The organism is Cupriavidus sp. R6-3 (assembly GCF_059772245.1).
In genome coordinates, this window is the sequence record NZ_JCBAJO010000003.1 from 57209 (window position 1) to 83076 (window position 25868).

At 67.4% G+C, this 25868-nt stretch carries 23 protein-coding genes and 1 pseudogene; 13 read left to right on the forward strand and 11 right to left on the reverse strand.

Annotated elements, in window-relative coordinates; genetic code table 11:
- Window positions 1–403: 403 nt before the first annotated feature.
- Window positions 404–2062, forward strand: a complete 1659-nt coding sequence (boxC, locus tag AC6EI8_RS01485; protein ID WP_498381082.1) for a 2,3-epoxybenzoyl-CoA dihydrolase — start codon at window positions 404–406, stop codon at window positions 2060–2062.
- A gap of 85 nt (window positions 2063–2147) precedes the next feature.
- Window positions 2148–3575 (forward strand): benzoyl-CoA 2,3-epoxidase subunit BoxB, encoded by a 1428-nt coding sequence (boxB, locus tag AC6EI8_RS01490; RefSeq protein WP_149319938.1) that lies wholly within the window; start codon window positions 2148–2150, stop codon window positions 3573–3575.
- Here the strand turns inward: boxB and AC6EI8_RS01495 are convergent.
- Window positions 3568–3729, reverse strand: a complete 162-nt coding sequence (locus AC6EI8_RS01495) for a hypothetical protein (RefSeq protein WP_498381106.1) — start codon at window positions 3727–3729, stop codon at window positions 3568–3570. The two genes, boxB and AC6EI8_RS01495, sit on opposite strands and share 8 nt — an antisense overlap.
- On the opposite strand from AC6EI8_RS01495, the gene boxA reads away from it, so the two are divergent.
- On the forward strand, window positions 3694–4983 hold the full coding sequence (boxA, locus tag AC6EI8_RS01500; protein ID WP_498381083.1) for a benzoyl-CoA 2,3-epoxidase subunit BoxA: 1290 nt from the start codon (window positions 3694–3696) through the stop codon (window positions 4981–4983). The genes AC6EI8_RS01495 and boxA overlap by 36 nt on opposite strands.
- A 100-nt stretch (window positions 4984–5083) precedes the next feature.
- On the opposite strand, the gene AC6EI8_RS01505 is transcribed toward boxA, so the two are convergent.
- From AC6EI8_RS01505 to AC6EI8_RS01520, 4 genes are all read right to left on the reverse strand, one after another.
- Window positions 5084–6271 (reverse strand): CaiB/BaiF CoA transferase family protein, encoded by a 1188-nt coding sequence (locus AC6EI8_RS01505; RefSeq protein ID WP_498381084.1) that lies wholly within the window; start codon window positions 6269–6271, stop codon window positions 5084–5086.
- Between the two features lie 13 nt (window positions 6272–6284).
- Complete coding sequence (locus AC6EI8_RS01510) at window positions 6285–7268, reverse strand: tripartite tricarboxylate transporter substrate binding protein (protein WP_150082396.1); 984 nt, start codon at window positions 7266–7268, stop codon at window positions 6285–6287.
- An 89-nt stretch (window positions 7269–7357) separates the two neighbouring features.
- The gene (locus AC6EI8_RS01515; RefSeq protein WP_498381085.1) at window positions 7358–8560 is read right to left on the reverse strand and encodes an acyl-CoA dehydrogenase family protein; all 1203 of its coding nucleotides are present in this window, start codon (window positions 8558–8560) and stop codon (window positions 7358–7360) included.
- 64 nt (window positions 8561–8624) lie between these two features.
- A complete protein-coding gene (locus AC6EI8_RS01520; RefSeq protein WP_498381086.1) occupies window positions 8625–10178 on the reverse strand; it encodes an AMP-binding protein in 1554 nt (517 codons plus the stop codon).
- Between the two features lie 107 nt (window positions 10179–10285).
- On the opposite strand from AC6EI8_RS01520, the gene AC6EI8_RS01525 reads away from it, so the two are divergent.
- Window positions 10286–11176 carry a LysR family transcriptional regulator gene (locus tag AC6EI8_RS01525; protein ID WP_498381087.1) on the forward strand — a complete coding sequence of 297 codons (891 nt, stop codon included), beginning with the start codon at window positions 10286–10288 and terminating at the stop codon, window positions 11174–11176.
- Between the two features lie 243 nt (window positions 11177–11419).
- Entirely contained in the window at window positions 11420–11839 is a 420-nt protein-coding gene (locus AC6EI8_RS01530; protein ID WP_226105155.1) for a hypothetical protein, read from the forward strand.
- Here AC6EI8_RS01530 and AC6EI8_RS01535 read toward each other — a convergent pair.
- Window positions 11811–13904, reverse strand: coding sequence for a TonB-dependent receptor (locus AC6EI8_RS01535; RefSeq protein ID WP_150082392.1), 2094 nt, complete (start codon window positions 13902–13904; stop codon window positions 11811–11813). The genes AC6EI8_RS01530 and AC6EI8_RS01535 overlap by 29 nt on opposite strands.
- A gap of 604 nt (window positions 13905–14508) precedes the next feature.
- Between AC6EI8_RS01535 and AC6EI8_RS01540 the strand changes: the two genes are divergently transcribed.
- Window positions 14509–15087, forward strand: coding sequence for a DUF2062 domain-containing protein (locus AC6EI8_RS01540; protein WP_149319947.1), 579 nt, complete (start codon window positions 14509–14511; stop codon window positions 15085–15087).
- A 76-nt stretch (window positions 15088–15163) separates the two neighbouring features.
- Here the strand turns inward: AC6EI8_RS01540 and AC6EI8_RS01545 are convergent, their stop codons facing one another.
- Entirely contained in the window at window positions 15164–15988 is an 825-nt protein-coding gene (locus AC6EI8_RS01545; RefSeq protein WP_498381088.1) for an HpcH/HpaI aldolase family protein, read from the reverse strand.
- A gap of 273 nt (window positions 15989–16261) precedes the next feature.
- Between AC6EI8_RS01545 and AC6EI8_RS01550 the strand changes: the two genes are divergently transcribed.
- On the forward strand, window positions 16262–16447 hold the full coding sequence (locus AC6EI8_RS01550; protein ID WP_006575737.1) for a hypothetical protein: 186 nt from the start codon (window positions 16262–16264) through the stop codon (window positions 16445–16447).
- A gap of 367 nt (window positions 16448–16814) precedes the next feature.
- Here the strand turns inward: AC6EI8_RS01550 and AC6EI8_RS01555 are convergent.
- From AC6EI8_RS01555 to AC6EI8_RS01570, 4 genes and pseudogenes are all read right to left on the reverse strand, one after another.
- Window positions 16815–17093 (reverse strand): annotated as a pseudogene (locus AC6EI8_RS01555) (2Fe-2S iron-sulfur cluster-binding protein); the annotation flags it as partial.
- 69 nt (window positions 17094–17162) lie between these two features.
- Window positions 17163–17456, reverse strand: a complete 294-nt coding sequence (locus tag AC6EI8_RS01560) for a ferredoxin (protein WP_150082390.1) — start codon at window positions 17454–17456, stop codon at window positions 17163–17165.
- 25 nt (window positions 17457–17481) lie between these two features.
- The gene (locus tag AC6EI8_RS01565; RefSeq protein WP_149319950.1) at window positions 17482–17850 is read right to left on the reverse strand and encodes a 2Fe-2S iron-sulfur cluster-binding protein; all 369 of its coding nucleotides are present in this window, start codon (window positions 17848–17850) and stop codon (window positions 17482–17484) included.
- Window positions 17851–17968: 118 nt separating this feature from the next.
- On the reverse strand, window positions 17969–19507 hold the full coding sequence (locus AC6EI8_RS01570; RefSeq protein ID WP_498381089.1) for a hypothetical protein: 1539 nt from the start codon (window positions 19505–19507) through the stop codon (window positions 17969–17971).
- Between the two features lie 346 nt (window positions 19508–19853).
- Between AC6EI8_RS01570 and AC6EI8_RS01575 the strand changes: the two genes are divergently transcribed.
- The 6 genes from AC6EI8_RS01575 to AC6EI8_RS01600 all read left to right on the forward strand — a co-directional run bounded on the left by AC6EI8_RS01575 (window position 19854) and on the right by AC6EI8_RS01600 (window position 25754).
- On the forward strand, window positions 19854–20651 hold the full coding sequence (locus AC6EI8_RS01575) for a TSUP family transporter (protein WP_498381090.1): 798 nt from the start codon (window positions 19854–19856) through the stop codon (window positions 20649–20651).
- Between the two features lie 106 nt (window positions 20652–20757).
- A complete protein-coding gene (locus AC6EI8_RS01580) occupies window positions 20758–21699 on the forward strand; it encodes an ornithine cyclodeaminase family protein (protein ID WP_265634545.1) in 942 nt (313 codons plus the stop codon).
- Window positions 21700–21883: 184 nt separating this feature from the next.
- Window positions 21884–22615, forward strand: coding sequence for an iron-containing redox enzyme family protein (locus AC6EI8_RS01585; protein WP_498381092.1), 732 nt, complete (start codon window positions 21884–21886; stop codon window positions 22613–22615).
- Window positions 22616–22687: 72 nt separating this feature from the next.
- Window positions 22688–24133 carry an aldehyde dehydrogenase family protein gene (locus tag AC6EI8_RS01590; RefSeq protein WP_149319988.1) on the forward strand — a complete coding sequence of 482 codons (1446 nt, stop codon included), beginning with the start codon at window positions 22688–22690 and terminating at the stop codon, window positions 24131–24133.
- 51 nt (window positions 24134–24184) lie between these two features.
- The gene (locus AC6EI8_RS01595) at window positions 24185–24664 is read left to right on the forward strand and encodes a GlcG/HbpS family heme-binding protein (RefSeq protein WP_006575728.1); all 480 of its coding nucleotides are present in this window, start codon (window positions 24185–24187) and stop codon (window positions 24662–24664) included.
- Window positions 24665–24752: 88 nt separating this feature from the next.
- Window positions 24753–25754 (forward strand): 2Fe-2S iron-sulfur cluster-binding protein, encoded by a 1002-nt coding sequence (locus tag AC6EI8_RS01600; RefSeq protein ID WP_498381093.1) that lies wholly within the window; start codon window positions 24753–24755, stop codon window positions 25752–25754.
- Window positions 25755–25868: the final 114 nt, after the last annotated feature.

Here is a 25868-nt window from a genome sequence, read left to right on the forward strand (position 1 = left end):
CTGCTGTTAATGCATTATTGTGCATGGGCGAACCATAGAGGTCGACGTCGGCTCTGTCAAGAACTATATTGCAGGAGTGTCGGCGGAAGCGCTGCGAAAACGCCGGCGTGCATTCGGCAAGCCGCCGGCGCCATAGGGCGCGACGGACGGACGGCCACGGCGGATGGACACACCGCCAAGGCCGCGTAATGGCGGGATCGCCACGCGCTGTATGAAGTAAAGCGCAGCGTCGCAGTCATTCGCTAGAATGCACAATAATTCTTGACGTCGCGCGAAGCGATGCACTATGATGCGTGACATCGGATCCCGATCCATGCACTATCGTGCTTCGCGGTGCTTCGTTGCACCACGCGCCCAGGCTGAACAGACAGCGATGTCAGCACAGAGAACAGGAGACAATGCCGTGACCCAGGTCCCCCGCGTCGACTACCAGACCGACCCCTCCCAATACAAGCACCTGAAGCTGCAGTTCGACGGACCCGTCGCCACGCTGGTCTTCGATATCGACGAGAACGCTGGCCTGCGTCCCGGCTACAAGCTCAAGCTCAACAGCTACGACCTCGGCGTCGACATCGAGCTGAACGACGCGCTGAACCGCATCCGCTTCGAACATCCGGAAGTGCGCAGCGTGGTGGTCACCAGCGGCAAGGAGAAGGTGTTCTGCTCGGGCGCCAATATCTTCATGCTGGGCGTCAGCAGCCATGCGTGGAAGGTCAACTTCTGCAAGTTCACCAACGAGACGCGCAACGGCATCGAGGATTCGTCGCGGCACAGCGGCCTGAAATTCCTCGCCGCGGTCAACGGCGCCTGCGCCGGTGGCGGCTATGAACTGGCGCTGGCCTGCGACGAAATCCTGCTGGTCGACGACCGCTCCTCGGCGGTCAGCCTGCCGGAAGTGCCGCTGCTGGGCGTGCTGCCGGGAACTGGCGGCCTGACCCGCGTCACCGACAAGCGCCATGTGCGCCACGACCTCGCCGACATCTTCTGCACCACCACCGAAGGCGTGCGCGGCCAGCGTGCCAAGGATTGGCGCCTGGTCGACGACATCGCCAAGCCTGCCGTGTTCGCGCAGAAGGTGCAGGAGCGCGCGCTGGCGCTGGCCGCGCAGAGCGACCGTCCCGCCGACGCGGCCGGCATCGCGCTGACCCCGCTGGAGCGGACCGTCGAAGCTGATGCGCTGCGCTACGGCTACGTCGACGTGCAGATCGACCGCGCCGCGCGCACCGCCACCTTCACGATCCACGCGCCGCGCGGCCCGCAGCCGCAGACCCCGGCCGCGATCGCCGAAGCCGGCGCGGCCTGGTATCCGTTGCAGCTGGCGCGCGAGCTCGAGGACGCGATCCTGTCGATGCGCACCAACGAGCTGGAGATCGGCACCTGGCTGATCAAGACCGCCGGCGATGCCGAGGCGGTGATGCAGATGGACGCCACGCTGCTGGCGCATCGCGACCACTGGCTGGTGCGCGAGACCATCGGGCTGCTGCGCCGGACCTTCAGCCGGCTCGACGTGTCCTCGCGCAGCCTGTTCGCGCTGGTCGACGAGGGCACCTGCTTTGCCGGCTCGCTGCTGGAACTGGCGCTGGCCTGCGACCGCATCTATCACCTGGCGCTGCCGGACGACGAAGCCCGCGCGCCGAAGATCACCGTCGGCGAGACCAACTTCGGCCTCTATCCGATGGCCACCGGCCAGAGCCGCCTGGGCCGCCGCTTCTACGACGAGGCGCCGGCGCTGGAAGCGGTGCGCGCCAGGGCCGGCCAGCCGCTCGATGCGGATGCCGCCTTCGCGCTGGGCCTGGCGACCTCGAACCCGGACGACATCGACTGGGCGGACGAGCTGCGCATCGCGATCGAGGAACGCGTGGCGATGTCGCCCGACGCGCTGACCGGCATGGAAGCGAACCTGCGCTTCAACGGCCAGGAGACCATGTTCACCCGCATCTTCGGCCGGCTGACCGCCTGGCAGAACTGGATCTTCCAGCGGCCCAACGCCGTCGGCGACAAGGGCGCGCTGAAGGTCTACGGCAAGGGCGACAAGGCGGCATTCGACTGGAATCGCGTCTGACGCGCAGGTCCGCGCGCGCAGCGACACAAAGACACAGCGACACCACGGCACAACGACACGACGACATATCACCGGGAGACCAACGATGTCCGGTATCAACTACAGCGAGAAGATCCCCAACAACGTCAACCTCAGCGAGGACCGCACGCTGCAGCGCGCGCTGGAGCAGTGGCAGCCGAACTACCTGAGCTGGTGGAACGACATGGGCCCGGACGGCTCGCAGAACTTCGACGTCTACCTGCGCACCGCGATCAGCGTCGATCCGCAGGGCTGGGCGCAGTTCGGCTACGTCAAGATGCCGGACTATCGCTGGGGCATCTTCCTGAATCCGGCGGAGCAGGGCCGCAAGATCCATTTCGGCGACCACAAGGGCGAGGACGCGTGGCAGGACGTGCCGGGCGAATACCGCGCCAACCTGCGCCGCATCATCGTGACGCAGGGCGATACCGAGCCGGCCTCGGTCGAGCAGCAGCGCCATCTGGGCCTGACCGCCCCCAGCATGTACGACCTGCGCAACCTGTTCCAGGTCAATGTCGAGGAAGGCCGCCACCTGTGGGCGATGGTCTATCTGCTGCACAAATACTTCGGCCGCGACGGCCGCGAGGAAGGCGAGGCGCTGCTCGAGCGCCGCAGCGGCGAGCAGGACAACCCGCGCATCCTGCAGGCGTTCAACGAGCGCACGCCGGACTGGCTGTCGTTCTTCATGTTCACCTACTTTACCGACCGCGACGGCAAGTTCCAGCTGTGCGCGCTGGCCGAGAGCGCGTTCGATCCGCTGGCCCGCACGACCAAGTTCATGCTGACCGAGGAAGCGCACCACATGTTCGTCGGCGAGTCGGGCGTGTCGCGCGTGATCCAGCGCACCTGCCAGGTGATGAACGAACTGAAGACCGACGATCCGGGCAAGCTGCGCGCCGCCGGCGTGATCGACCTGCCGACCATCCAGCGCTACCTGAACTTCCACTACAGCGTGACCATCGACCTGTTCGGCGCCGACGAGTCGAGCAATGCCGCGACCTTCTACAGCACCGGCCTGAAGGGCCGTTTCGAGGAAGGCAAGCGCAACGACGACCATCTGCTCAAGGACAGCACCTATCGCGTGCTGCAGGCCTCCGGCGGCCAGTTGGTCGAGAAGGAAGTGCCGATGCTGAACGCGCTGAACGAGGTGCTGCGCGACGACTACATCAAGGACAGCGTGGCCGGCGTCGAGCGCTGGAACCGCGTCATCGACAAGGCGGGTATTCCGTTCCGGCTGAAGGTTCCGCACAAGGCCTTCCACCGCAATATCGGCGCGCTGGCCGGCGTCAAGGTGTCGCCGGACGGCCGCGTGATCTCGGACGCCGAATGGCAGGCCAATGTCGACCAGTGGCTGCCGAGCGCGGAGGATCGCGCCTTCGTCGCCAGCCTGATGGGCCGCGTGGTCGAGCCGGGCAAGTTCGCCAACTGGATCGCGCCGCCGGCGATGGGCGTCAACCGCCAGCCGGTGGACTTCGAGTACGTGCGCTTCAATTGAGCGGCGAGAGCAACGGCAATAACGGCGGCAACAGCGCCATCAATAGCGCCAGCAACAACGACAGCGACCGCGCGTGACCGAACGTAGCGCCGAGCCGCGGCAGCATCTGGAGACGGCCATGGATATGGCAGACATGCAAATCATCAAGCAGCATCTGATCGACCCCGAGATCTGCATTCGCTGCAATACCTGCGAGATGACCTGCCCGGTCGGCGCGATCACGCACGATTCGCGCAACTACGTTGTCGACGCCGACAAGTGCAATCTGTGCATGGCCTGTGTGTCGCCGTGCCCGACCGGATCGATCGACAACTGGCGCATGGTGCCGCGCACGCGGCCCTATACGCTGGACGAGCAGCTGGGCTGGGACACGCTTCCCGAAGAGCTGAGCAGCGAGCAGCTGGCCGCCAGCGGCGTCGGCGCCGAGGCGATCGCCGAAGCGCAGGCGCTGGAGGCGATCGACGAGCCGGTCGATCCCGCGTTGGCGCAGATCGCGCCGTTCAACAGCGCGCAATACGGGGCCACGCTGCCGCCATGGTCGGCAGCGCATTGCTACACCAATCTGTACGGGCCGAAGGCGGCGATCAAGTCGGTTACCGCCACCGTGGTCGGCAATGTGCGCGTGACCGAGGTCGGCCGCGACTACGACACCCATCACCTGGTGCTGGACTTCGGCGCGATGCCGTTCCCGGTGCTGGAGGGCCAGTCGATCGGCATCGTGCCGCCGGGCGTCGACGAGCAGGGCCGCCCGCATCATGCGCGCCAGTACTCGGTGGCGAGCCCGCGCAATGGCGAGCGGCCGGGCTACAACAACCTGTCGCTGACGATCAAGCGCGTGCTGGAGGACCATCATGGCAATCCGGTGCGCGGCGTGGCCTCGAACTATCTGTGCGACCTGCAGGTCGGCGACACGGTCGAGGTCATCGGCCCGTTCGGCAACAGCTTCCTGATGCCGAACCATCCGCGCTCGAACATCGTGATGATCTGCACCGGCACCGGCAGCGCGCCGATGCGGGCGATGACCGAATGGCGCCGGCGCCTGCGCAAGTCGGGCAAGTTCGAGAGCGGCAAGCTGATGCTGTTCTTCGGCGCCCGCACGCGCGAGGAGCTGCCGTACTTCGGTCCGCTGCAAAGCCTGCCCAAGGACTTCATCGATATCAACCTGGCGTTCTCGCGCACGCCCGGCCAGCCCAAGCGCTATGTGCAGGACGTGATGCGCGAGCGGGCCGCCGACCTGGCCGCGCTGCTGGCCGATCCGGACAGCTACTTCTATGTCTGCGGGCTGAAGAGCATGGAGGAGGGCGTGGTGCTGGCGCTGCGCGATATCGCCGAGCAGGCCGGTCTCGATTGGGAGGCGGTGGCCGCTTCGCTCAAGCGCGAAGGGCGGCTGCATCTGGAGACGTACTGAGCTCGGGACGTACCGAGCAAGCGGTCGCGCGGACCGGGTTTGATGTTCTTGATGTAGCCAGGGCCGGCCGCCGCGGAAACGCGGGACCGGCCTTGTTCGTTCAGTCGGCGGACCAGCTTGGCGCGTGCTCGCCCAACGCCGCCACATGGTCGTCGCCATCGGGAAGACCCAGCGAAAAACGGACCGGAAAGCGGACGGCGACGCGATCCTGATCGGGGTCCGATACCTGACGCACCGTACCGCGCGCCTGCACATGCGGGTCCCGCAGCAGCTCTTCCGCGTTCAGCACCGGCGAGATCGGCAGGTCGACGCCGGCCAGCGTGTCCAGCCACTGCGCCAGCGTGCGGCTGACGAAGATCTGCGCCAGCAGCGCATTGACCTCGACCTTGTGGCGCTGGCGTCCGGCCCGCTCGGCGAAGCGCGGATCCATCAGCGAAGGAAATTTCTCGCCCAACGCATCGCGCAGGTTCAGCCAGAACTTGTTCTCCAGAATGCCGAGCGCCAGATGGCGGCCGTCGCGCGTCTCGAACAGGTCGTTCTCCGGCATCACCGTGGGCGAGCGCAGCGGAGCGTCGGCATGTTGTTGCGCGGCCCAGGCGCCATGGGCCGTCCACGACAGCACCGCATCGTGGATCGATACGTCCAGATGCTGGCCGCGCCCGTGCTGACGCGCGCTGAGGATGGCGACGGTCAGCGCCAGCGCCGCATAGCTCGACGCCGCATAGTCCGACACCCGCACGCGTGGCCGCGCGACCTTGTCGCGGACCTGTACCGGCGCGGCCCAATAGCCGGCCAGGGCCAGATAGTTCAAATCGTGGCCGGCATGGTCGGCATAGGGGCCGGTCTGGCCGAAGCCCGAGATCGAGCACAGCACGATGGCCGGATTGACCTTGGCCAGTTCGGCGTAATCGAGGCCGAGGCGCTGCATCACGCCGGGACGAAAGCCTTCGACCACCGCGTCGGCATCGCGCACCAGCTCAAGGAAGGCCGCGCGGCCCTCGGCATCCTGCAGATCGAGCGCGATCGAACGCTTGCCGCGATTGAACTGGGCGAACACCGAGGCGCTCAGCGTGCGCGAGGTATCGCCGACGCCGGGCCGCTCGACCTTGATCACCTCGGCGCCCAGCTGCTGCAGCTGCAACGTGGCGTGCGGGCCGGGCAGCAGCTGGCTCAGGTCGATAATCCTGACGTCGTTCAGGCAGGACCAGTCCGGTTTGGTTGGCGGCTTTGTTGGTGGCTTCGCTGGCGCCTTGGTTGGCGGCTCGCTCGATGGCTTGCTCGATGTCATGGCCGGCGCCCGCTCAGCCGATGTCGGCCGTCATGCCGATATCGCGCATCAGCGACGCGTAGCGCCTGGTCTCGGCCGAGACCATCTCGCGGAACTGCGCCGGCGAGGCGCTGCGGCGCAGCTCGCCCGCGCTGGCTTCAAGCATCGCATCGAGCTTGCCGCTGGCCTGCACCTCGTTGATCGCGGTGAACAGGCGCTGCGTCAGCGCGGCGGGCATTCCCGCCGGTGCAAACAGCCCGCTCCAGTTGTCCAGCACGAAGCCCGGCGGCAGCGCCTCCGCCAGCGTCGGCACGTCGGGGAAGTAGCGCGAACGCTCGGCGGTGGTCACCGCGAGCGCGCGGACCTGGCCATTGCGCAGGTACGACGTGGCCGTGCTGAGCACCGGCATGCCGAACTGCGTCTGCCCGGTCAGCATCGCCGTCAGGATCTCCGGCGCGCCCTTGTACGGCACGTGGACCGCTTCGGTGCCGGTCTGGTGCAGCATCGATTCGACGGCCAGATGGGCGATGCTGCCCTTGCCACCGGAGCCGTAGTTCAGCTTGCCCGGCGCGCGCTTCATCGCCGCGATCAGGTCGGCGGCGGTGCGGTACGGCGAGTTCGCAGGGACTACCAGCGCGGTGGGGCCGCCCGACAGCGGCGCGATGCAGGTGAAGTCGCGCGCCGGGTCGTACGGCATCTGCTTGTACATGTGGATGTTGATCACGTGCGTGTTGGCCAGCACGCCGAGCGTGTAGCCGTCCGCCGCGGCCCGCTTGAGCGCGCGGCCGCCGATGATGCCGCCCGCGCCGGGCATGTTCTCGACCACCAGCGGCTGGCCGAGCTTCGGTGCCAGCTCGGCCGACAGCGCGCGCGCCATGTTGTCGGGCGAGGTGCCGGCCAGGAAGGGGACGATCAGCCGGACCGGCCGGTTCGGATAGCCGTCGGCCGCGTAGGCGCGCGGCAGGATGCCGCCCAGTGCCGCGGCGCCCGCGGCGGCCAGCCATGTTCTGCGATGCATTTGCTGTCTCCTGTACTGATGGCGCAGTTTGGGCTGCGTCGACGTTCTGCTGCTGCTGCTGCTGCTGGTGCTGCGGGCAACCGGCGGCACTATGCCGCGCCGCGCCCCTTGCCCGCCTGCTCCATCAGCGGCTCCAGGATCGCGCGCGCAATGGTGTTGCGCTGGATCTCGCTGGTGCCCGTGAAGATGCGGAACATGCGCAGCTTGCGGAAGGTCTGCTCGACCGGGTGGCCGCGGGTGACGCCCACATTGCCGTGGATCTGCACCGCCTTGTCGGCGATCTCGAAGCAGCGCTCCGATACGAACAGCTTGCAGGCCGCGGCCTTCATGCGCAGATCGGCGCCGCTGTCGGCCAGCGCGGCGGTCTGCGCGATCATCGCCTCGCACGCCCACAGCGCCGCCGCCATGTCGGCGAGCATATGCTGGATGGCCTGGAACCGCGCGATCGGGCCGCCGAACTGGCGGCGCTTGCCCGCGTACTCGACGGACGCCCGATACACGCTGGTGGCCAGACCCAGCATGCTCGGGCAATGCAGCAGCCGGTTGACGTTGATGCGGGACATGCTGAGCTTGAAGCCATTGCCCTCGCCGCCGAGGATATTGCTGCGCGGCACGCGCACATCGACCATGCGGATATCGGCGTCGATATGCTGGCCCGACATCGGCGTGTATTCGGTATCGACGGTGACGCCGGGCAGGTCGAGATCGACCAGCACCGCGCTGATCGACGGCGGCGTGGTGCCGGCATCGGTCACGCACAGCACGATGGCGAAGTCGGCGAACGGCGCGCCGCTGATGTAGTGCTTGTGGCCGTTGATGACCAGCTCGTCGCCGTCGGCCACCGCCGTCGTCGAGATGCTCATCGCATCGGAGCCCGAATGCGGCTCGGTCATCGCGAAGCAGGTCGAACGCTCTCCGCGGATCACCGGGCCGAAATAGCGCTCGATCTGCCCGGGCGTGGCGTACTTCAGCATATTGCCCACGCGCGGCGGACCGCCGAGGTCGCCCAGCACATGCGGCGCCAGCGAGCAGCCGCTGGCGGCGATGTCCGCCTTCAGCGCGCATTGCTCGGCGATGTTCAGCCCCTTGCCGCCCAGTTCGATCGGCAGGCAGGCGGCGTAAAGACCCAGCTCGCTGGAGCGGCGCCAGACCCGGCGCAGCACCTCCTTCGGCCACGGGTCTTCCGAGCCCAGGCCGAGCTCTTGCTCCATCGGGCGCAGTTCCTCGTCGATGAAGCGGCGGATGGCGGCCCGCGTCTGGACCAGCACGGGGTTGGTCAGGTATTCGAACATGGCGTGGTTCCTCGGTGTCGTGGGCTTTGGGTCGCGTTTGTCAGTCCGCGTTTCAAGCCGCGTGTCAGTTCACGCGGCGTTCCTGACCCTGCCAATAGCGCTCGCGCACCAGCTTGCGGGCCAGCTTGCCGCTGGCGTTCTTCGGCAGCTCGCTGACGAAGTCGATCGAGCGCGGGGTCTTGTAGTCGGCGATGCGCGCACGGCAATGCGCGATCAGGTCGGCCGCGCTCAGTTCGCGGCCAGGCCACAGCGTGACCACGGCCTTGACGCTCTCGCCCCAGGTCGCATCGGGTACGCTGATCACGCAGGCCTCCATCACGTCCGGATGCTGGTACAGCGTGGCTTCGACCTCGGTCGGATAGACGTTGAAGCCGCCCGAGATGATCATGTCCTTCTTGCGGTCGACCAGATAGATGAAGCCTTCCTCGTCGACGCGGGCCAGATCGCCGGTATGCAGCCAGCCGTCGATCAGCACCTCGCGGGTCAGCTCTGGCTCGCCCCAGTAGCCCTGGAACACGTCCTCGCCGCGGATCACCAGCTCGCCAATCTCGTCGCCGCTGACTTCCTCGCCGCGCTCGTTGACCACGCGCACCTCGGTTTCGCCCAGCGCGCGGCCGCACGAGGCCAGGCGCTCGGGGCGATTGGCGAGCGCATCGGCATGGTCGGCGGTGGACAGCCGCGTGACGCCGGAGGTCGATTCGCTGGCGCCATAGCCCTGCGACAGGATCGGGCCGATGCGCTCCCACGCCTCGCGGATGCGCGCCGGGGCCATCGGCGCGGCGCCATAGGCCAGCGTCTTCAGGCTGGAAAGATCGGCGCTGGCGAGCGACGGCTCGGCCAGCACCATATTGATCATCGCCGGCACCATGAACACGTGCGTGATGCGCAGGCGCGCGATCTCGGCGAGGAAATGCGCCGGCTCGAACTTGTCGAACAGCACCAGCGTGGCGCCGCAGTACAGGTAGGGCTGCATCAGCATGCCCGAGGCGTGCGTGACCGGCCCGATCAGCGCCAGCCGGTCGCCGGAGCGGGCAGGGCGGTCCATGCCCAGCACGATCTTGCGCAGCGACGCGATGCGGTTGCCGTAGCTCTGCATCGCCGCCTTGATCTTGCCGGTCGAGCCCGACGAGAAATGCAGCACCGCGAGATCGGACGCTTGCGGCGCGTAGTCGGGCGCCTCGGTGCCGCCACGGCTGACGACGTCCTCGTAGTCCAGATAGCCCGGGGCTGCTTCGCCGATCGCGATAAAGGTCTCGACCGAGCCGAAGCCAGGCGTCTGCGGGTTGTAGCCGGTGTAGCCGCGGCCCGCGATCATCACGCGCGGTCCGCAGTTCTCGACCACCTGGGTCGCCTCCGCGGCGGTAAAGCGCGGATTGAGCGCCGCCTTGACCAGCCCGGCCTTGAACAGCGCGCATTCGATCTCCACCAGCTCGGTGCAATTGCGCGACTGCACGGCGACGCGGTCGCCCTTGGCCAGGCCCAGCCCCAGCAGCGCATTGGCCAGCCGGGTCGAGCGCGCGTCCAGCTGGCGATAGCTGAGCGCGCGGTCGCGATACAGCACCGCGGGGCGGTCGCCCCAATAGCGCGCGGCACGCCGCAGGAAATAGGCGAAGGTCATCGAGGTCTCCTTGATCGGCTTTGGCGGCAGTTTGGAAGACGCGGGACATCACTACAATGCTGCATTGGAAATAAAGCCATAACCGACTGGAATGCGAGGGGAGCGGCATGGAGACACGCGATCTGGAGTACGTGCTGGAGGTGGCTGCTCACGGCGGCATCGGGCGCGCCGCCGAGGCGCTTGGCATGAGCCAGCCGGCGCTGACCAAGGCGGTGCAGCGGGTGGAAGTGCAGATCGGCCTGCCGCTGTTCGAGCGCACCGCGCTGGGCATGCGGCCGACGCAGGCAGGCGCGGCATTTATCGACCGGGCCCGGCGCATCCGGCTCGAATACGAGGATGCGCTGGCCGAGATGCGCGGCATCCGCACCGGCGAACAGGGCGTGCTGCGGCTCGGCTATTCGCCGTCGATTCCAAACCCGGTGGTGCTGGACGCCTGCCGCCAGCTGATGCAGGAGCGGCCCGTCGCGCGGCTGCGGCTGACGCGGCGGATGGCGCGCGACCTGATGGACCCGCTGCTGGCCGGCGAACTGGACCTGGCCATCGCCCCGGTGCCGCGGCAGCGGACCGAGGCCTTCGTGGTCCATGACCTGTTCGACGACACGCTGGCGGTGGTCGCCGACGAGTCGCACCCGCTGCACGGCAAGCGCGGCCTGCGGCTCGCCGATCTGGTCGACCAGGAATGGCTGCTGCCCGGTGCGCATATCGTGCTGCGCCAGCAGCTGGAGGCCGCCTTCCAGCAGCGCGGCCTGCCGCCGCCGAATCTGCGCGTCGAATCCGATTTCGGCAGCGCCTCGCTGTTCTATCTGATGCGGGGCACGCGCATGCTCAGCATTGCCGGGGCGCAGATGGCCAGGCCCCTGGCGGGTTTTCGTGCGTTGCGGTTGAGCAGCGAAGAACTGGATCTGCGCCGGCGGGTCGGCGTGATCGCGCGGGCCGGCGCTTATTTATCGCCGCTGGCGCAGCGGATGGTGGCGATCCTGCAGGCGCAGGTGAAATAACGATTGCGGCACCGATTGCGGCACCGATTGCGGCACCGATTGCGGCACCGATTGCGACACCGATTGCAATACCGACTGCAATAACGATGGCGAAAACGAATGCCGGTATGACGAATACAACAGATTACGTGATTTAAAAAACTTTCATATCGGCGGCCCCTTACCTGTTGTATTTGTATTGGGCAAAACGGGTTTCCCAAAAATATAAAGGGGTCGGCGCGAGCCAGCGCCAATGCCGATACGATGAAACTTTCTCTCTTCCTGCTGGGAGCAGGAACCCTGGCCGCGATGTTGATGGGCGCCGCCCAGGTAAAGGACACGCTGACGAATGCGCCGATCGCGGCGCTGGCGCCGGGCTTTCACGCCGATGGCGATCATTTCGGCGGCAGGCCTTGCGCCGCGCCATGCGCCGATCTGTTCCAGGGCTATGCATGGGCGCTGATGCACGACGTGCGCCACGCCAGGTCGTGTGAAGCAGTACAGCCGGCCTTTCGGGCCGGCTGCATGCAGTACGTCGACGATCTGATCGTGCGGCGCGGCGCGCGAGCGATGGCGCAGCGCCAAGCCGATGCCGAACCCGCGGGCGAGGCTGCGCAACCGATCGGCCCGACGCCAACGCTGGTTCGGCCGATTGCTACATCCGGTACCGCAGCGTCGCCATGACGCTGCGCGGCGCGCCCGGCAGGTTCAGGTTCGCGTTGGAACCGTGCGCGGACACGATATAGCCCTTGTCGAACAGGTTGTACAGGTTCAGCTGCAGCTCGACGGGGCCGCGCCGGTACCACGCCATCATGTCGGCGGTGACATAGCCGGGCAGCGTGACCGTGTTCTGCGGATCGGCCATGCGCGCGCCGATCAGGTTCAGGCCGCCGCCGATGCCGAAGCCGTGGCCCAGCTCCTTGGTAACCCAGAAATTGCCGCTATGCCGCGGCGTCAGCGTGGCGCGCTTGCCTTCCAGCGCGCTGCTCGAGCGCGTCACCCGCGCATCGAGATAGGCGTAGCCGGCCAATACCTTCCAGCCCTGGCCCAGGTCGCCGGCGAACGTCAGCTCGGCACCGTCGGTGCGCTGTTCGCCGATCGGCATCAGCGCGGTATTGGTGGCATTGGCGACCTTGATATTGGTGCGCTCCAGCCGGAAGACCGACACCGTGGTGCTGGCGCGCCCATCGAAGAAATCGTATTTGGCGCCGATTTCGGTATTGCTGGTCTTTTCCGGTTCCAGTTCGGCGTTATTGGCCGCCAGCGAGAAGGTCTCGCCGGAAGGCTGGAATGAACGGCTCCACGACAGGTAGTAAGACTGCGTCTTCGACGGCTGCCACACCAGGCCCGCGCGCGGGCTCCAGGCATTGTCGGTACGCGACAGGCCGCGCTGGTTCGGGCGGCGGTCGACGGTCTCCTGCTCGAAGCGGTCGTAGCGCACGCCGACCAGCGCCTTCCACTGTTCACTGAGCGTGATCATGTCCTGGGTGTAGAGGCCCAAGGTCTTGAAGGTGCCGCGGTTGGTGGTGCCCGGCGTGCCGCCGATCAGCCGCGGCAGCGTCGGCAGCACCGGATTGAACAGGTCGACGGTGGCGACGTTGTTGCGCGAATAGTTGACCAGATCCTTGTTCTGCTGGCCCACCTCGACGCCGTACAGCAGCTCGTGCTTCATGCCGAACAGCGTGGCCTTCTGCGTCAGGTCGGTCTGGTTGAACCAGCCATGCTCCTCGCGATAGACGTTGGAGCGGTTCAGCGACACGGTGCGGCGCGCCGCGTTGACGGTGCCCGGCAGCGTGTTGTTGCGGTCCAGCGAATAGTTGTAATAGCGCGTCGCGTTGCGGATCGACCATTGGTCGTTGAAGCGATGCGTCAGCGTGGCGGTGCCGGAATACACCCGCGATCGGCTGTAGTCCACGTCGCGTGCATTGGCCGCGCCGTAGTAGGTGGACGCCGGCACCTCGACCGGCCGGCCATTGAAGGCCGGAATGCCGAAGTCGGTCACGCGGCGGTCTTCGAGGTAGTCGGCCTGCAGCAGCAGCTTGGTGTCCGGTGCGAGCTTCAGGTCCAGCGACGGCGCGATCGCGGTGCGGTCCAGAAACTGCTGCGAGCGGTAGCTGTCGGCGCGTTGCACCGCGCCGGTGATGCGAAACGCCGCCGCGCCGTCGCCAAACACGCGGCCGACGTCGACTTCGCCGCGCCGGTCGGCCCACGAGCCGTAGCTCAGGCTCAGGTCGGTGATGTCCAGCCCGGGCTTCTTGGTGACCCGGTTGATCAGGCCACCCGACGAGCCGCGGCCGTACAGCACGGCGGCCGGTCCCTTGATGACCTCGATCCGCTCGACGTTCGACAGGTCGCGGAAATACAGCGCGTCGTCCCGGATGCCGTCGACGAACTGGTCAGCGATCGCGGTAAAGCCGCGGATCGTGACCTGGTCGCGCTGTCCGTCCCCATGCGAGAAGCCCACGCCAGGCACGTTCTTCAGCGTGTCCTGGATCGATGTCGCATGCTGGTCGCGCATGACCTCCGCCGTCACCACGTTCACCGTCTGCGGGACGTCCCGCAGCGGGACATCCATCTTGGTGGCGCTGACCGTATCGGGCGGGTTGTAGCCCTCGCCCAGCTCGCGGTTCGCGCTGGCCTTGACGGTGACCTCCGGCAACGTCTCGGCGCCCTGGGCGCGGACAGCCGCGGGTGAGAGAACGGACGCCGCCAGCAGGGCAGCGGTAATAGGGTGACGCTTGGCTCGCATTTTGTAATGAACTGTAATATTTTTAAGGGAATGCGAATTATTATCATTTCGGCATATGTGGTCAACTGCCTAATCACCCGTTCGTGGGGTGCCGCCAACAATGTTTCAGGTGGGGTGCTGCTTGAGTAACGTGCCCAAAGACGGGCGGAAAGATGCGGCGAGGGAGAGGGCGAGAGGGCGAGAGGGCGAGTGGGCGAGAGGGCGAGAGGGCGAGAAGGCGAGAGGGCGAGAGGGCGAGAGGGCGAGAGGGCGAGAGGGCGAGAGGGCGAGAAGGCGAGAAGGCGAGAAGGCGAGAAGGCGAGAAGGCGAGAAGGCGAGAGGGCGAGAGGGCGAGAAGGCGAGAAGGCGAGAAGGGGACAATTTCCGGTACATTCCCCGCGCTCCGCCGGAGAATTCGCGCCAGATGGCATCGGAGACGCGCCGCAGGGGTATGCTTGCACGGTGGTCAGCCGTCCCCAGCCGTCCCTCCTTACCCATGCCTCCGCTTCGCAACCGCCGCCGATCCGCCTCCACCCCTCATCCGCGCAGTCCCTCGCCGTTCCGCCATTTCCGCCGATTCCTTCCCGATCCCGAACGGCTGCAACAGCATCGATGGCTGCGCTGGATGGGACCGATCCTGCAGCACCCCCGCCTATGGCATGTCAGCCGCCGCGGTATCGCATTGGGCGTGGCGCTGGGGCTGTTTTTCGGCCTGCTGCTGCCCATCGCGCAAATTCCGATGAGTGCCGGCGTGGCCGTGGCCCTGCGCGCCAATGTGCCGGCCGCGGTGGCCAGCACCTTCGTCAGCAATCCGTTGACCTTCGGCCCGATCTATTACGCCGCCTGGCGGTTGGGCAGCGCGGTGCTGGGAGAAAGCGGCGAGCCGCCGGCGCCGGAGACGCTGGCGGCTGTCGCGGAACCGGGGGCGATCGTCAATCTCGTTCCGGGTGGCGCCGACCCGGCCGCGCAGCCCGCCCAGGTGGAAGAGGAGAGCTGGTGGACGCAGACGCGTCGCCGCCTGCTGGGCGTCGGCAAACCGCTGCTGCTCGGTCTCGCACTGATGGCGAGCGTGACCAGCGTGTTGTTCTATTTCGGCGTGTCGTGGGTGTGGGCGCTGCGAACGCGCCTGATCCGGCGCCGCCGCGTCAGGGCGGCGCGCGCGCAGGACAAGCTCGACGGCCGGGGGCCAGCCGACAGGCACTGAAGCCGGCGCGCGTCGATTCCCCGATTCGTCGATTGGCCGGCTGGCGGATACCGTCCCAGGATGGAGCGGCTGCCCCTCAATAGCCGCTAGTGGATGCCGGGCTCGCTGGCACCTGGCCCGGCACCCGGAAGCGCGCGGCGGTGCCGTCCAGGCCGTCGCGCAGCAGCACCGTATCGAGCGCTACCGCGACGAACTGCGCGCCCAGATCGAGGCATTGGCGCGCACGGGCCTCGTCGACCATCAGAATGCCCGGAGCCTTGCCGCAGGCCCGAGTGCGGCGGATGGCGTCGTCGATCGCCTGGTTGACCGCGGGGTGGCGCGCCTGGCCCGGGTAGCCCAGGCTCGCAGACAGATCCGCCGGGCCGATGAAGATGCCGTCAATGCCGTCGATTGCGGCGATGGCCTCGATCTGGGCCAGCGCCTCGGCGGTTTCCACCTGCACCAGCAGGCACAGCTCCTCCGCCGCGCGGGCCGCATAGTCGGTGGTGCGGCCGAAGTTCGAGGCGCGAGTCGAGCCGCCCATGCCGCGAATGCCTTCGGGCGCATAGCGGATCGCCCGTACCGCCGCCTCGGCCTCCTGCGCGTTCTGCACGAAGGGCAGCAGCAGCGTCTGCGCGCCGATGTCGAGGTAGCGCTTGATCAGCACCAAGTCGTTCCATGCGGGCCGCACGACCGCATGGGTCGGCAGCGAGCCCGGCGCCGGCTGCGCGGCAGCGACCGCCTGCAACTGGCTCAGCATCAGCGGCACGTCGGTGGGCGTGTGCTCGGTGTCCAGCAGCACCCAGTCGTACCCGGCGCCGCCGATCAGCTCGGACACGAAGGGCGACGGGATGGTGGACCAGATGCCGATCTGGGACTGGCCGGCGCGCAGCGCCTTCTTGAAATGATTGATGGGCAGCATGCTGTCTCCGGTGATGACGTTTTCGCAATCATTCCACGGCTGGGGCGCGGACACTCATTCGTACCTCCACCGAGCCGGAATCGAGGGCCGGATATCGGGAAATATGTTGCTTCCAGCACAAATTGGGCTCTGTCCGCCCGATGTGACCTTCCCGCTCTCGCTTTAGATGTTGCTTTCCGGCATACGCATTTCTACCTAATGTTGCAATGCGTCAATCCTTTGCCTACAATTCGGGAAAACCCCATAAGGGTTATCCCTGAAAGGAAGGACGCCATGAACACCCAATCCGATATCAAGCTGACCGACCAACTCGAACGCGACCTGATCGAGCGTGAACTCGACGCTCCGCGCCTGGGCTTCGCCTACGACGTCAAGCGTGCCATCGCCGCCGTGCAAGGCGTGCTGGCCCGCCTGCAGTCGGACGCCCGCAAGGCCAAAATCGTCTTCGCGAACGGCTAAGCAGCCGGCTCGACCCCTGCATCGCGACGGTCCCCCGCCGTCGCGCGGCGGTCCGTCCGCGGTTGGCCTCTGGTCAACCCGCGGCCAGCTCTGGCGAGCCCGCAGCTCGCCCGGAGCTAGCCCGCAGGTAGCCAGCCGCCAAGGTCAGCCAATAGAAAACCGGCCCGGTATCGGCCTCGCAGCCACGCGCTGCGGGACCGATACCGGGCCGGTTTTTTTGCGTCGCGGCTCAGCCCGCGCTGCTTTCCGGTTCTTTCGTGTCCCCGGAAGCGGAAGCGGCGGCGGGCGCAGGAGCAGTGCGAGCGGTCGCAGCAGCGGAAGAGGCCGGATTCGGCGCAGGCCGGCCCGCCGCCGCGGTGGCGCGCGGCTGCCACGACACGCTGATGTCGCCGTTGACGAAGGTCTGGCAGGCAAGCCGGTGGCCGCTGGCCAGTTCCTGCTCGGTCAGCAGCTTCTTCTCCTTGGCCTTGACCTCGTCGGTGTGTTCGAGGCCGCTGTCGATGTGGCATTTGCAGGTCCCGCAAAGGCCGCCGCCGCACTTGAACGGAATGCCGCCCTGTTCGCGCAGCGAGACGCGCAGCAGGTTGCTGTTGGGCGGGGCGGTGGCGGTCTTGCCGTTGTTGCTGACGAAGGTGATCTGGATCATGGCAATGCGCTGCTATCAGGTATCGGGCGTGTTCAGGATTCGAATGGCGACCGGCGATTCGAATGCAATTCAAATGGCGACCAGCGCCAGCTCCATGCTGCCGAACGAGGCGAGCCGGCGCAGTTCCTCGCGCGCCGCTTCGACGGTGGCGTACTTGTCCAGGAACTTGGTCGGGACATGGTTGACGATGCCGGGCGGCGTTTCCTCGACCACGCGGACCTTGGTCTCGCGGTCGAGCTGGGCGATGACGAAGCGCACGGTGGGTTTGCCGTAGAAGCGGTACTCGTAGCGTTCCACCGGCGTGATGCCGTCGACGGGCTCCGTGCGGAACTGGCCGGGGCGGCTGGTCAGGATGATGTACATGGCGTCGAAGTCGGGAACAGCGCCATCAGGTCGGCGACGAGCAGGCCTTGGCGCCGGCCGGCACGCGGCCCGCGGCGGCCGCGGATTCCTCGGCCGGCGACAGTTCGTCCTGCGCCAGCTCGATGTCGTGCTCGATCCAGAGCTGGCAGATCAGCCGGTAGCCCTGTTCGAGCCGCTCGCCCAGCTGCTTTTTCTCTTTCCAGTTCGGCGGCGGCAGGTGCTCTGCGCCCGCCAGCACGCGGCAGGCGCATTTCGAGCACTTGCCCATGCCGCACTCGTAGCGCAGGTTCGGATAGGGAAACTGCCGGATCCCGGCGCGCACGACGAGGTTGGTGCGGGGCGCGACCTCGTCGCTGTGGAGCTGGCCGTGCCGGTGAAGAAGAACCTTGGGCATGATGTTGTCCTGCTTGTTGCTGTCTACGTGTCTGTCAATCTACGAATGCCGCTATCCACGGATGCCCGTCCACAAACGGCTCGCCGATGGCGCAAGGCAGGGCATGGCGGCGGCCAGGTCAGGACCACAGCAGCATCGCCGCCACGGTCGAGCACGCCAGCCCGATCACCACCGGGATCAGCAGCGCCCGCACCGCGTCGAGCACCGGCACCCGGGCGAAGCCGGCCACCGCGATCAGCGAGGACCAGGCGATCAGCGTGCCGCCGCCGGTCCAGACCGCACCCATCTGGCCGACCGCCGCCAGCGTGGCCGGATCGAAGCCCACCACCGGGCCCAGCGCGCCGGCCAGCGTGCCGGTCAGCGGCAGGCCCGCGAAGCCGGAGCCGTCGATGCCGGTGATCATGCCGACCAGCAGCACGCCGAACGCGACGAGCATGTGGTTGTCGGGAATCAGGTGCTGGTACGACTGGATCAGCTCGAACAGCAGGCTGGGCGCCTTGCCCGGCGGCAGGCCGAGGATGTGCGCGGCGGTCTCGCCGGCGCCGACGAAGAAGAAGCCCGCGATCGGCAGTACCGATCCCATCGCCTTGAAGGCGAACACGAAGCCGTCCGTGATGTGCTCGGGGCAGACGTCCAGCATCCGGCGCGGGCCTTCGGCGGCCAGCGTGGCCAGTATCATCAGCACCGCGGCCACGCCGCCGACCAGGGCAGCGGCCTCGCCGCCCTTCAGGTCCTGCACGCCGGTGCCCAGCTTGGGCAGCACCATCACGGTGACCACGGCGAGGAAGGCGATCGGCGTCACGATGGCGAAGCACTTCGACCATTTGATCCGCTTGCGCTCGACCATCGACAGGCTGGCCTCGATATTGGATTCGGTGGCCAGCGGCTCTTCATGCGCGGTGGCGCGGGCGATCTCCGCCTTGTCGAAGGTGCCGCCGCCATCGACGCCCAGCGTCGTGCCGCTGGCGCGCTGTTGCCACCGGTCCAGCAGCGTACCGCTGGCGGGAACGATGTGCTTGCGCATCGACAGATAGGCCAGGCACAGCGCGATCGCGCCGGTGATGATCGACAGGGTCAGCGCGCGGTCCGCGACCACGGCGGCGCTGACCGCGGCGCCCGCCGCCTTGGCGCTGATGCCGGGGGCGACGCCGATCACATAGTCGGAGGACAGCGCCATGCCCTGGCCGGCGATCGCGATCGCCATCGCGCCCGCCAGCGGCGGCAGCCCGGCCGCGATCGCCGCCGGCAGCAGGATGGCGGACACCAGCGGCACCGCGGGCGTCGGCCAGAAGAACAGCGAGATCACATAGGTCACGCCGGCGAGGATGAAGAAGGCGCTGTGCCCGTTCTTCATCACCACGCGGAAGGGCTCGACCATGCGGATATCCGAGCGCAGCGTCTTCAGCGCATTGAGCAGCGCGGTCATGAAGGCGATGACCAGGAAGATATTGAACAGCTCCTTGGCGGCCACCAGGCTCGCCGAGAACACGCCCGCCAGCGCGGACACCGGGCTGCCGGTCAGCGCGAACACGACCAGCGCGGTCCCCACGATGGAGGGCACGACGACATTGGCGCGCAGGATCATCGTCAGCACGATGACCGCGACCCCCATGAGATATATCCAGTGCGCGGCACCGATCACGACTTCGTGTTGCATGAAAGCTCCGTGGGGCGAGAGGGTGGTTCGTGTAGCTCGACCGTCCTTCGGGTGGGGGTCTGAACGGTATACTATATTCCGTATGGCGGTGTCGCCAAGCGAAATCGTATACGGATATACGCTGATACCGGAGTGGGGTGCGGCGCCGGGAAGCCGCACCAGAACTGGGAAAGATGCGGACAAGGAAACACCGTTGCGGTGCGGCGCGCGGCAAATCGGGTTGCGTTTTGCCTGCGCCGGTATGTAGACTGTATACCAACATGCGCTGCTCAGGTATTCCACCGCTGTGCAGCCCACGCGACGCCCGCATCGCGGCCGCCTGTCCTGTTCCAACCGCCGCTTCGTCATGACAACCACGTTGCCCGCGCTGATTGCGAGTCTGTTGCCGACGCTGTCGCCGGCCACGTCGTTGCTGCCGGCCGTGCCGTTGTCCGAGTACGGCTGGATGGGCGTGACGATCTTTGCCGGTGCCTGCCTGCAGGGCGTCGGCGGCATCGGCTTCGCGATGCTGGCGGCGCCGCTGGCCGCGATGTTCTTTCCGCAACTGGTGCCGGGGCCGCTGCTGACGATGGGTGGTTGCCTGTCGCTGCTGGCCGCGCTGCGCGAGCGCGAGGCGATCGCCTGGCGGCTGACGGGAACGGCGCTGCTCGGCCGCACGATCGGCGGGCTGATCGGCGTGCTGGCCATTGCGTGGCTGCGGCCGCAGTGGCTGGCGGTGGTGTTCTCGCTGTCGATCCTGGTGGCGGTCGTGCTCAGCGCCCTTGGCTGGCGCGTGCGGCCCTCTGCCGGCAATCTCGCCATCGCCGGCACCGCGTCGGGCTTCATGGCGACGTTGACATCGGCGGGCGCGCCGCCCTTTGCCATCGTGATGCAGCACATGAGTCCGGCCGCAATGCGCGCCACCGTGGGCTGCATCCTCGGTGGCGGCGCCGTGTTGTCGCTGGCGATGCTGGCGGGCGCGGGGCGCTTCGGTATCGCGGACCTGACGCTGAGCGCGCTGCTCGCGCCGTTCCTGCTCGCCGGCTTTGCGGTATCGAGCCGGCTCAAGACGCGTGTCTCGGCCGTGGCCGTGCGGCGCTTGCTGCTGGCCCTGTGCGCGGCGGGGGCGATCGCCGTGCTGGTGCGGCTGGCGCTGCAGGGTTGAGCCGCGGGACCGCTCGCCTTCGACCTCGACCCTGACCCGGATCCCGACTCCGACTCCGACTCCGACTTCATTCCAACTTCATCCATCCACCATCGCAGGAGACCCGATGCAGCACATCACAGACGAAATGGTCGATCGCCACGTCGCACCGGAGGACGTGCAACGCATCATGCTCGAAGCGTTCCGCAGCTTCGGGCAGGGCAGCGCCGCCATGCAGCAGCGCATCCGCACCGAGGCCGGTGGCGTCAAGCTGTCGACGCTGGGCGCGGTGATCCCGGAGCAGGGCGTGGCCGGCGGCAAGGTCTACACCACCATCGACGGGCAGTTTTCCTTCGTGATCCTGCTGTTCTCGACCGAGGACGGCCGGCCCTTGGCCTCGTTCGATGCGGGCGCGATCACGCGCCTGCGCACCGCCGCCTGCACGGTGGTCGCGGCGCGCCATCTGGCGCGGCCCGACGCGCGCACGCTGGCGCTGTTCGGTGCCGGCACGCAGGGCGCTGCCCACGCACGGCAGTTGAGCGCCGCGCTGCCGCTCGAGCGCATCCTGCTGTGCGACCCGTACGCGCCGGCCGATATGCCGGAGCGCCTGAGCCAGAGCTGCGGCATCCCGGTGATCGCGACCGAGGCCGAAGCCGCGGTCCGCGAGGCCGACATCGTCGTGACGGCCTCGCGCTCGACCACGCCGCTGTTTTCGGGCGAGGCGATCAAGCCCGGGGCCTTCGTGGCGGCCATCGGTTCCAGCCTGCCGCATACGCGCGAACTGGACGACGTGGCGCTGTCGCGCGCCTCGGCGGTGGTCGTCGAGTGGAAGCCGCAGTCCACGCGCGAAGCCGGCGACATCGTAATGGCGGGGCAGGGCGTGCTGCCCGAGGCGAAGCTGATCGAGCTGGCGGACGTGGTGCTGGGCCGGACGCAGCCCCGGCGCAGCGACGACGACATCGTCATCTACAAGTCCGTCGGCGTCGGCCTGGAAGATGTGGCGCTGGCGGGCCTGGCATGGCGGCGCCTGCAGGCGGCCGCGGAAACCGGCGCCACGATCGCGGCCTGACGCCGGCTGCCCGCGCTGCCTTCGCTTCCCCGCGCACGGCCACCACCGCACCAAGGTAAACCCCGATGAATAAACCTCCGCAGGACCTTGTCCGCCCAGCCTAAGTGTATATAGTATACAAACATCGAGCGAACGATCCGCCCGATCCAACCCATTCCGAACGTCAGCCAACAAGGAGCCCCACATGGCCGAACTGATGAACCGAGAAGAATTCCGTGCCGCCCTGGAAGAAGCGATCAAGGGCAAAAGCGCCAACCAGGCGCCGTTCAGCAAGGCCTGGGCCACCGGCAAGCTCAGCCGCGCCCACCTCGCCCGCTGGGCCGAGAACCACTATCACTATGTCGGGCCGTTCGCCGACTACCTGGGCTATATCTACGCCCGCATGCCGGATCGGTATACCGAGGCCAAGGATTTCCTGCTGGCCAATATGTACGAAGAGGAAATCGGCGGCGATCGCCACACCGACCTGCTGATCCGCTTCGCCGAGGCCTGCGGCACCACGCGCGAGCGCGTGATCGATCCCGACAATATGTCGCCCACCACGCGCGGCCTGCAGGCCTGGTGCTATTCGGTGGCGATGCGCGAGGACCCGATCGTCGCGGTGGCCGGCCTGGTGGTCGGGCTGGAGTCGCAGGTGCCGTCGATCTACCGCAAGCAGACGCCGACGCTGCGCGAGAAGTACCAGTTCACCGACGAGGAGGTCGAGTTCTTCGACCTGCATATCGTCTCGGACGAGATCCACGGCGAGCGCGGCTACCAGATCGTGCTCGAGCATGCCGATACGCCCGAGCTGCAGCGGCGCTGCCTGAAGATCTGCGAGATCGGCGCACAGATGCGGCTGCTCTATACGACCGCGCTGTACTACGACTATGTCGCGCACGAGCTGCCGCTGCCCGAGCTCGAACTGGCGGCCTGATCGCCCGGTCCGCGCGCGGCGCCTTCGCGGCGCCGCGCTTCTTCCCCTAACCGCCTGATGAGCGCCGCACAGATGGAACCGTTCTACAACTACATCGATGGCGAATGGACCGCGTGCCAGTCCGGCCGAACCTTCGACAACATCAATCCCGCCGATACGCATGACGTGGTGGGCCGCTTCCAGGCGTCCGCCGCCGAAGATGGCCAGGCCGCGGTGGCCGCTGCCGCTGCCGCCTTCGACGGCTGGAAGAACACGCCGATCGGCCGCCGCGCGGCCATCCTGAACCGCGCCGCGCAACAGCTCGAAGCCAATGCCGACAGCATCGCGCGGGAACTCACGCGCGAGGAAGGCAAGGCGCTGAGCCTCGCGCGCGACGAGGTCCTGCGCTCGGCGCAGACGCTGCGCTTCTATGCCGTCGAGGGCCAGACCTTCACCGGCGAATCGTTCCCCAACGACGATGGCGACATGCTCGTCTACACGCAGCGCGAGCCGCTGGGCGTGGCGACGGTGATCTCGCCGTGGAATTTCCCGATCTCGATCCCGGCGCGCAAGATCGCGCCGGCGCTGATCACCGGCAATACGGTGGTGTTCAAGCCGTCGTCCGATGCGCCGCTGAGCGGCTATCGGCTGGCCGAGGCGCTGATCGACGCGGGCCTGCCCAAGGGCGTGCTGAACTTCATCACCGGCAGCGCCGCCGACGTGGGCGCCGCGATCACGCAGGCACCCGCGGTGCGCGCGATCTCGTTTACCGGCTCGACCCGTGCCGGCGAGCAGATCCATCGCTCGGTGCCGCTGACCACGCGCACGCAGATGGAGCTGGGTGGCAAGAATCCGCTGCTGGTGATGGAGGATGCCGACCTCGACCAGGCCGTCGAGCTGACGATCAAGGGCGGCTTCTCGCTGAGCGGCCAGGCCTGTACCGGTACCAGCCGCGTGCTGGTTGCCGAGTCCGTGCGCGAGGCCTATACCGAGAAGCTGCTGGCCCGCGTCAAGACGCTGAAGATCGGCAGCGGCCTGACGCCCGGCATGGACCTCGGCCCGCTGGCCACGCGCAACCAGCTCGACAACGTGCTGCGCTATATCGACATCGGCAAGTCCGAGGCGACGCTGCTGTGCGGCGGCGAGCGGCTGACCGGCCCGGAGTACGACAACGGCTTCTATGTGTCGCCGGCCGTCTTCACCGACGTCACGCAGCAGATGCGTATCGCGCAAGAGGAGATCTTCGGGCCGGTGATCGCGATCATCGCGTTCAGCGACTACGCCGATGCGATCGCCAAGGCCAACGACACCGAGTACGGCCTGGCCGCGGCGATCGTCACGCGCAATCCGCGTTACATGCATCGCTTCGCCGCCGACATCGAGGCCGGCACGGTGAAGATCAACCGCACCACCACCGGCAATCTCGTCAACGCGCCGTTCGGCGGGCTCAAGCGCTCGAGCACCTCGACCTTCCGCGAGTCCGGCCGCACGGGCCTCGAGTTCTATACCCAGATCAAGACCGTCTACCGCGGCTTGTGAGCGCAGCAGCATCGCAGCATCGCAACGCGACATCGACCAGGAGAACATCGCATGAAACAAGCCATCAAGCTCGAACTGCGCGAAGCGCGCCATATGGTGGCCGCCGCCATCGCCAAGTCCGAGGAGATCGGCGTGCTCGAGTCCATCTGCGTGGTGGACGAGGGCGGCTATCCGCTGGTGCTGGAGCGGATGGACGGCGCCCGCATCACCGGGCCGCAGATCGCGTGGAACAAGGCCTTTACCGCCGCCGGCCACAAGCGCTCGACCCACCTGTTCACGACGCCGCCGAACGGGCCCGCGCTGCCGGGCAACGAGGCCTTCGGCATCCAGTGGAGCTTCGAGGGCAAGTTCGCTGCCTTCGTCGGCGGCTTTCCGATCGTCGTCAACGAGCAGGTGATCGGCGGCATCGGCCTGAGCGGCGGCAACGGCGAGCAGGACACGCAGGCCGGCCTCGCCGCGCTGCAGGCGCTGCAGGAACTGCTGGCACCGCAGGACCTGAAGGTGGTGGTGCAGGCCGACATCAAGCGCTGAACCTAGCGCTGAGCCAGGCGCTGAGCCAGGCGCTGAACGGCGCGCTGAACGCGCGCCGCCTCTTTCAACCGGCTATTCGGAACGCATCATGTCTCACCGCATCCAGATCCTCGAAACGCAGCAGGCCTTCTTCGTCGAGCGCGGCGAAACGCTGCTGCAGGCCGCGCTCAAGGCCGGCATCGCGCTGCCGCACGATTGCCAGCTGGGCGGCTGTGGTACCTGCCGGCTGAAGCTGGTCGAGGGCGACGTCCGCTACGAGGAGGAGCCGATGGGGCTGGCGCCCGACGAGGCGGCCGCGGGCTATGCGCTGGCCTGCCAGGCACAGCCGGTTGGCGATCTCGTGATCAGCACCGCGCGCGAGGACGAGGCCTGCGCCGAGCCGATGCGGCATCGCGCGCGGATCGAGGCGGTTCGCCCGCTGACGCCGACCGTGCTGCAGGTCCGGCTGCAAGTGCCCGATCTCGAGGCGGCGCTGGACTATCGGCCCGGCCAGTACCTGAAGCTGATCGCGGCAGAGGGGCAGGCCCGCAGTTTCTCGATGGCGTCGGTGCCGCAGGGCGGCAGCATCGAACTGCATGTCCGCCGCATTCCGGGCGGCGCGGTCACCGACCGCATCCTGCCGGGCCTGGCGCCGGGCGATGCGGTCGAGGTCGAGCTGCCGCACGGCAACTTCTTCTATCGCGCCCGCGACTACCGCCCGCTGCTGATGGTGGCGACCGGCACCGGCATCGCGCCGATCAAGGCGATCCTCGAATCGCTGATGGACGATCCCGATTGCCCGCCGGTCTCCCTGTATTGGGGGATGCGCGAGGAGGGCGATCTCTATCTGCACGAGCAGATCGAGGGCTGGGCCGAGCGCCTGTACGACTTTCGCTATGTCCCGGTGCTGTCGCGTGGCGGCGTCGGCTGGCAGGGCCGGCGTGGCTATGTGCATCACGCCGCGGTCGACGATCTCGGCGATCTGTCCGAGCATGCGATCTATCTGTGCGGCTCGCCGGACATGATCCGCGACGCGCGCCAGGCCTTCCTGGATCGCGGCGCGAGCACCGAGCACATCTACGCCGACAGTTTCACGTTCCAGCGGGACTGAGAAGGCCGGTGATCGTCAAGAGCGGCGACCGCGCCGCTTCGCTCGGTTGCTGGTATACAATAACGCCAGCCTTTGGTGCGGGCCTTGCACCAGCCGGTGTCACCGGCCGGTGCC

Bases quoted from the DNA above. Each gene is read 5' to 3' on its own strand.
- boxB (WP_149319938.1), top strand. From the start codon at position 2,148: ATGTCCGGTATCAACTACAGCGAGAAGATCCCCAACAACGTCAACCTC.
- boxA (WP_498381083.1), top strand. From the start codon at position 3,694: ATGGATATGGCAGACATGCAAATCATCAAGCAGCATCTGATCGACCCC.
- AC6EI8_RS01495 (WP_498381106.1), bottom strand. From the start codon at position 3,729: ATGCTGCTTGATGATTTGCATGTCTGCCATATCCATGGCCGTCTCCAG.
- AC6EI8_RS01505 (WP_498381084.1), bottom strand. From the start codon at position 6,271: ATGACATCGAGCAAGCCATCGAGCGAGCCGCCAACCAAGGCGCCAGCG.
- AC6EI8_RS01510 (WP_150082396.1), bottom strand. From the start codon at position 7,268: ATGCATCGCAGAACATGGCTGGCCGCCGCGGGCGCCGCGGCACTGGGC.
- AC6EI8_RS01515 (WP_498381085.1), bottom strand. From the start codon at position 8,560: ATGTTCGAATACCTGACCAACCCCGTGCTGGTCCAGACGCGGGCCGCC.
- AC6EI8_RS01520 (WP_498381086.1), bottom strand. From the start codon at position 10,178: ATGACCTTCGCCTATTTCCTGCGGCGTGCCGCGCGCTATTGGGGCGAC.
- AC6EI8_RS01525 (WP_498381087.1), top strand. From the start codon at position 10,286: ATGGAGACACGCGATCTGGAGTACGTGCTGGAGGTGGCTGCTCACGGC.
- AC6EI8_RS01530 (WP_226105155.1), top strand. From the start codon at position 11,420: ATGAAACTTTCTCTCTTCCTGCTGGGAGCAGGAACCCTGGCCGCGATG.
- AC6EI8_RS01535 (WP_150082392.1), bottom strand. From the start codon at position 13,904: ATGCGAGCCAAGCGTCACCCTATTACCGCTGCCCTGCTGGCGGCGTCC.
- AC6EI8_RS01540 (WP_149319947.1), top strand. From the start codon at position 14,509: ATGGGACCGATCCTGCAGCACCCCCGCCTATGGCATGTCAGCCGCCGC.
- AC6EI8_RS01545 (WP_498381088.1), bottom strand. From the start codon at position 15,988: ATGCTGCCCATCAATCATTTCAAGAAGGCGCTGCGCGCCGGCCAGTCC.
- AC6EI8_RS01550 (WP_006575737.1), top strand. From the start codon at position 16,262: ATGAACACCCAATCCGATATCAAGCTGACCGACCAACTCGAACGCGAC.
- AC6EI8_RS01560 (WP_150082390.1), bottom strand. From the start codon at position 17,456: ATGTACATCATCCTGACCAGCCGCCCCGGCCAGTTCCGCACGGAGCCC.
- AC6EI8_RS01565 (WP_149319950.1), bottom strand. From the start codon at position 17,850: ATGCCCAAGGTTCTTCTTCACCGGCACGGCCAGCTCCACAGCGACGAG.
- AC6EI8_RS01570 (WP_498381089.1), bottom strand. From the start codon at position 19,507: ATGCAACACGAAGTCGTGATCGGTGCCGCGCACTGGATATATCTCATG.
- AC6EI8_RS01575 (WP_498381090.1), top strand. From the start codon at position 19,854: ATGACAACCACGTTGCCCGCGCTGATTGCGAGTCTGTTGCCGACGCTG.
- AC6EI8_RS01580 (WP_265634545.1), top strand. From the start codon at position 20,758: ATGCAGCACATCACAGACGAAATGGTCGATCGCCACGTCGCACCGGAG.
- AC6EI8_RS01585 (WP_498381092.1), top strand. From the start codon at position 21,884: ATGGCCGAACTGATGAACCGAGAAGAATTCCGTGCCGCCCTGGAAGAA.
- AC6EI8_RS01590 (WP_149319988.1), top strand. From the start codon at position 22,688: ATGGAACCGTTCTACAACTACATCGATGGCGAATGGACCGCGTGCCAG.
- AC6EI8_RS01595 (WP_006575728.1), top strand. From the start codon at position 24,185: ATGAAACAAGCCATCAAGCTCGAACTGCGCGAAGCGCGCCATATGGTG.
- AC6EI8_RS01600 (WP_498381093.1), top strand. From the start codon at position 24,753: ATGTCTCACCGCATCCAGATCCTCGAAACGCAGCAGGCCTTCTTCGTC.